The 5,437-nt window shown below is 77.9% G+C and carries 6 protein-coding genes; 4 read left to right on the top strand and 2 right to left on the bottom strand.

From position 1 onward, the window contains the following. Nucleotides 1-905 (bottom strand): serine/threonine-protein kinase (locus DMH08_RS38280; protein WP_148108653.1); only part of this gene is annotated, 905 nt, incomplete at its 3' end. 224 nt (nt 906-1,129) lie between these two features. On the opposite strand from DMH08_RS38280, the gene DMH08_RS38275 reads away from it, so the two are divergent. Continuing rightward, nucleotides 1,130-1,708: a class I SAM-dependent methyltransferase gene (locus tag DMH08_RS38275; protein WP_125621124.1), complete on the top strand. Its 579-nt coding sequence runs from the start codon at nt 1,130-1,132 to the stop codon at nt 1,706-1,708. Here DMH08_RS38275 and DMH08_RS38270 read toward each other — a convergent pair. Further along, complete coding sequence (locus DMH08_RS38270) at nt 1,705-3,729, bottom strand: hypothetical protein (RefSeq protein ID WP_125621122.1); 2,025 nt, start codon at nt 3,727-3,729, stop codon at nt 1,705-1,707. The genes DMH08_RS38275 and DMH08_RS38270 overlap by 4 nt on opposite strands. Nucleotides 3,730-3,905: 176 nt before the next feature. Here DMH08_RS38270 and DMH08_RS38265 point away from each other — a divergent pair, with 176 nt between their 5' ends. The 3 genes from DMH08_RS38265 to DMH08_RS38255 form a co-directional block, all read left to right on the top strand. Next, on the top strand, nt 3,906-4,544 hold the full coding sequence (locus DMH08_RS38265) for a hypothetical protein (protein WP_125621120.1): 639 nt from the start codon (nt 3,906-3,908) through the stop codon (nt 4,542-4,544). Continuing rightward, nucleotides 4,466-5,134 carry a pentapeptide repeat-containing protein gene (locus tag DMH08_RS38260; RefSeq protein ID WP_026402865.1) on the top strand — a complete coding sequence of 223 codons (669 nt, stop codon included), beginning with the start codon at nt 4,466-4,468 and terminating at the stop codon, nt 5,132-5,134. The genes DMH08_RS38265 and DMH08_RS38260 overlap by 79 nt, the downstream gene beginning before the upstream one ends. A 116-nt stretch (nt 5,135-5,250) precedes the next feature. Beyond that, nucleotides 5,251-5,437, top strand: a 187-nt coding sequence (locus DMH08_RS38255) for a hypothetical protein (RefSeq protein ID WP_148108652.1), incomplete at its 3' end; no start/stop codon positions are given.

The following is a 5,437-nucleotide window of genomic DNA, read 5'->3' as shown; positions in this document are numbered from 1 at the left end:
CCGGCCGCACCGGCCGCGCCGCCGCCCGCGACCGCGCCGCCGCCCGCGACCGCGCCGCCCGCCCCGAGCCCGGCGGCCGCCAGCGGGAACAGCGACGCGAGCGCGACCGCCGCACCGGCCAGGACGCGCACGCCCCGGTCCTCCCAGCCGTCCCCGTACGCCTCGCCCGCGACCCGCTCCAGCTCCCCGACGAACGCCGACGCGCTCACCGGCCGTCCGGCCGCGTCCTTGGCGAGCCCCGCCGCGACCAGCGGGCGCAGCGGCTCGGCGACGTCCTCGGCCGGCGGCTCCTCCGACAGGTGCCCGCCCGCGCCCGCGAACGGGCGCCGCCCCGTCACGCACTCGAAGAACACGCACGTCGCCGCGTACACGTCCGTCGCGGGCGACACCGCCTCGCCGCGCCACTGCTCGGGCGCCATGTACGCGGGCGTGCCCGACGCCGACGCGGCCCCGGCCGCCACCGCCACCCCGAAGTCGATCAGCTTGCTGCGCCCGTCCGCCGGGACCATCACGTTCGACGGCTTGTAGTCGCGGTGCACCACGCCGACCGCGTGCGCCGCCGCGAGGCCCAGCAGCGACCCCTTCAGCACGGCGAGCGCCGCCTCCGGCGCCAGCTCCCCGTGCCGGGCCAGCACCTCCCGCAGCGTGACGCCCTCGACCGCCTCCATGACCAGCGCGACGCCCTCGTCGCTCTCCACCAGCCGGTACAGCCGCGCCACGTGCGGGCTGTCGACCGTCCCGAGCATCCGCGCCTCGTGCCGCAGCGGCTCCCGGTCCGCCGCCGCCACGTACTTGATCGCGACCGGGGTGCCCGCGGTCGCGTGCCTGGCCAGCACCACGCGCCCCTGCCCGCCGCGACCGAGCTCCATCACCTCGGTGAACCCGGAGACCCGCCAGTCGCCCACGCATACCTCCCGAACGGCGCCCAAGGCGGCACCATGGCACAGCGCACCGCCTTCCTCCCACCTGCGGCACGGCCGAAAACGCTGATGCGGACGGACGGAACCCGGCCCCCGCACGGCCGCCGCGCACCGCCGCCGCGCACCGCCGCCGCGCACCGCCGCCGCGTACCGCCGTCCTCACCCGGCGGACCTATCGCGGCGGCGGGATCCCCGCGAGACTCGGGCGCATGAGAGACCTGCCGGAGACCGTCGTCCTGCTGCGCGAGTTCGTCCGGAACCCCGTGCGGACCGGGGCCGTCGCGCCCAGCGGCCGCAGGCTCGCGGACGTCCTCGCGGGCGCCGTGCCCGCGGGCGGCACCGTCGTCGAGCTCGGACCGGGGACGGGCGCCGTCACGGCGCGGATCCGGCGGCGGCGCCCCGCGCGGCACGTCGCGGTGGAGATCAACCCGCGGCTCGCCCGGCTCGTGGCGGCGCGGTGGCCGGACGTCGAGGTCGTGTGCGCGGACGCCGCCGACCTCGGCGCGGCGGTCGCGGACGGGCGCGCGGACGCGGTCGTCAGCTCCCTCCCGTGGGCGGTGCTGCCGGACGAGCGGCAGCGCGCGACCATGCGGGCCGTCCGGGACGCGCTGTCCGACGGCGGGTGCTTCACCACGTACGCCTACGTCCACGCGCTGCGGGTCCCGGCCGCGCGGCGGCTGGCGGCCCTGCTGGCGGACACCTTCGCGGACGTGTCCGTCAGTCCGGTCGTGTGGGCCAACGTGCCGCCCGCCGTGGTCTACCGGGCGCGCCGCCCGCTCGGGCGCTAGGCCGGGGACGCCGGTCCGTCGCCGGCCGCCAGGGCCTCCGCGACGTCGCGGTGGCGGAACTCGTACACCGCCCCGGCCTGCCGCAACGCGCCCCGCCGGTGCGCCTCCTCCAGGAACGCCAGGGTGCGCCAGGGCAGCCGCCCGCGCGGGACGAGGACGAGCCGCGCGAAGGTGTAGTGCGTCCACGCGATGACGCCGACGTTGTCGACCCGGAACGCCAGCAGCCACACCGGCCCGTAGAAGAAGGCGCCCGACAGCCCGCAGAACAGGCCGAACGCCGCCCCGTACAGCGGGTCGACGGCGTACCCGACCACGCCGCCGGTGGTGACGCCGTAGGTCAGCCCGAAGACGGCCGCGACCCGGATGTCCTGGTACAGCAGCAGGCGGGGCGTGACCGGGCGGACGGTCGCGTCCGGCGCGGCCCACGCGTAGACGAACCCGACCGGGATGCCGAGGAACAGGCCGGCGGGGACGCCGAACGCGAGGCCCTCCCGGATGCTGCAGACCACGACCGCGACGGCGCCGACCTCCAGCCCGCCCATCAGCGGCGCCCACAGCTTCCGGATCCGCCCCAGGTACAGGCCCGAGGGCGGGGGCAGCGTCCGGGCCGCCGCGAACGCCATCAGGAGCGCGCCCGCGGCGCCGATGGCCAGCCCCGCCCACGGCCCCCACAGCAGTCCGAAGCCGAGGCCGAGCGCGGGACCGATGACGGCCGCGCTGAACACCGCCGACAGCGCCCGGTCCGCGGTCCGCGCCAGCCGCGACAGCTCCCACCAGGAGATCTGCCGGTCCGGGGAGGGGAGTTCGCGGGCGAGGAGGCGCAGCCAGCGCTCCGCCCGCTCGGCGTCCCAGCGGCCGTCCCCGCCGTCCGGGGGCGGCCGGAACAGCGCGGGGACCAGCTCCCGGACGAGGTACCGCTCGATCGCCTCGACGGTCGGGAACGCGTTCGGGCGGATCAGCTCGGCCGGGTCCCGGGCGGGGTCCCGGTAGATGTCGCGGGCGAGCGCCGCGGTCAGCGGCCTCCGCAGGGCCTGCGCGAGCCGCCCCCGCGGCCGGGCGCGGACGCGTTCCAGGACGGGCACCCAGCGCTGCGCCTGCGCGGGGGCGTAGCCGTGGGCGAAGAAGTCGAGGTCCAGGTCGTGCACGGTGAGGGGCTCGATCGCGGCGTGCGCGGCGCCCGCCACGGTCGCGCCGCTCGCCGTCCTCGCCTCCTCGTACTCGCCGGGGCGGCAGGTGAGGACCAGGTCGGTGAGGTCCGCCTCCTCGATCTTCTGCAGGGCGCGGGCGCGCCGCTCCGGCTGGATCTCGTCGAACCCGTCCAGGACGAGCACCAGGCGGCGCCCGCGCACGAGCCGCGCCGGGACGTCCTTGCCCAGGTCGCGGCCGCGCAGGAACGGGTAGTCGTCGGCGAGGCGCCGCGCCAGCCAGGTGCGCAGCCCGTCCACCTCCGGGTTCCAGGACGCGATCGAGAAGTACACCGGTGCCGGCCCCGGGTCGGCCGCGCCCGCCGCCCGCGCCGCGGCGCGCTCGGCGGCGAGCCCGCGGGTCAGCAGCACGGCCAGGGCGGACTTGCCGCTGCCGACGCCGCCGAGGAGGACGAGCCGCCGGGTGCCGGTCGCGCGGTAGGCGGCCACGACGTGGTCGGGCCCGCGCAGGTAGCGGACGTCGGACGCGGTGGACGACGGGGCCGGGCCGCGCACCGTCCAGCGCAGCGTCAGCAGCCGGTCGTTGTCGCCGATCCTGCGGGTGGCGGCCTCGTCCCGCCACTGCCGGTCGACGGCCTCGGTGAGCTGGTCGAGCGCCCGGTCCAGCAGTACCGCAGGATCCTCCGGGGCGGGCCGGCTCTGCCGCCAGGCGAGGAACGCCATGACGGCGGAGAAGACGCCCGCGGACGCGCCGGTGACGCTGCCCCACCGGTCGGCCTGCTCGCCCAGGGAGGGCGGCGCGTCCAGTCCGAAGAGCACGGCGAGGCCCGCGAACAGGACGGCCGCCCCGCACCACACCAACCCCCGTCGCCGCATGCCTTCATCTTGGGCGCACCGCCCGCGCCGCACCCGCGTCCCGCCCGGTACCGGCCAATGCGGGCGCGGGAGGTGCGGCGCGCCGTACGCTCGGGTACGCCCCTCCGGAAGGAGCCGCGCCCATCACCGGCCTCCTCGACCGCCTCGCCGAGCTCCCCCTCCCGGCGCTGCTCGCCGTGCTGGCGCTGCTGCTCGCGGCCGAGTCGGGGCTGCTCGCCGGCCTGCTGCTGCCGGGCGCGGCGACCGTCCTGACCGCCGGGTTCCTCACCCACCCCGCCCACGGCGGCCGGTCCTTCGCGGCCGTGTGCGGGACGGTCGTGCTCGCCACCGCCGCGGGCGCCCACTACGGCTACGCGCGCGGGCGCCGGGGCCTGGCCGCCGGCCGCGTCACCCGCCTCGTGCCGCGCCTCCTCGGGTCCCGCTACGCGTCCGCGGCGGAGCGGATCGGGGCGCGGCCGCGGGCCGCGGCGTTCGCCGCGCACTGCACCGGGGGCCTGCGGACGGTGTTCCCGCGGATGGCGGCGGACGCGTCCGTCCCCTACCGGGTGTTCGCGCCCGCCAACCTGGCGGCGGCCGCGTGCTGGGGCTGCGGGCTGCTGCTGGCCGGACGCGCGTCGGGTGCGGCCCTCGACCGCGTCCGCGCCGCCTCGGGGCTCGCGGGCGTCCCCCTCCTGGCCGCGGTCGCCGTGCTGTACATCGGGTACCGGGCGGCGCGGCGGCGGGTAGGGTCGCGGCCATGCCGTCGCGTACCACCGTGCCGAAGGAACCGAAGGCACCCCGGATCCCGGCGTCCCTCGCCCCCGCCGACCCCCTGAACGACGAGCTGCGGGACGACCGCACCTACATCGCGCTCGCCTGGGGCGCGGTCGACCTCGTGGGGCACGACGTCGAGGGGGTCGACTTCGAGCGGTGCCGGTTCACCGACACGCGGCTGGCCGCCGGGACGCTGCGGCGCGCGGGCTTCGCGGACGTCGCGCTCACCGGCTGCGACCTCGCGAACCTGCGGCTGTTCGACTCCCGGGCGTTCAGCGCGCGGTTGGTCCGCTCGCGGCTGACCGGCACGTCGTGGACGGACTGCGGCTTCCGGGACGTCCTGTTCGAGGAGTGCCGCGCCGACCTCAGCGACTACCGGTTCAGCAGGTTCAAGAACGTCGTGTTCCGGGACTGCGACCTGCGGGAGGCGAACTTCCAGGGCGCCGACCTGCCGGGCGTCCGGTTCGAGGACTGCCGGATGGCGGGCGCCCGGTTCGACGGCGCCACGCTGACCGGCGCCCGCTTCACCGGCTGCGACCTGTGGGACGTCGCGGGCGTGGAGAGCCTCGACGGCGCGGTGCTGGCGCCGTCCGACGCCCGCAGCGTGCTGCCGTCCCTCGCCGCCGCCCTCGGCATCACGATCGCCGACTGACCGCCGTCCGGGCGTGTCCACACCCTGTGGACGGACGGGCTTCACCGGCCGTTGCCCGGGTGCACACCCGCGCATGATGCGATCCCGCCCTGGACGCCGCCGGGGCGGGAGGACGCATGGGACGGGACGGGATCCGGTGCCACGGCACCGTGCCCGACGGGATGGTGTTCGACCCGCTGCTGCCCGCCGGGACGCTGGCGCGGCTGCGGGCGGGCGAGGGGGCGCTCCTCCTCGACCGGCCCGGCACCGCGCCCGGTTCGTACCGGTTCCTGCGGCAGCGCGTGGTGGTGGGCGCGCTCGTGC

This window comes from Actinomadura sp. WAC 06369 (genome assembly GCF_003947565.1).
GTDB lineage: Bacteria > Actinomycetota > Actinomycetes > Streptosporangiales > Streptosporangiaceae > Spirillospora > Spirillospora rifamycini.
The sequence above is the reverse complement of the archived record's forward strand: the minus strand, read 5'-3'. Positions and strand labels throughout refer to the sequence as shown.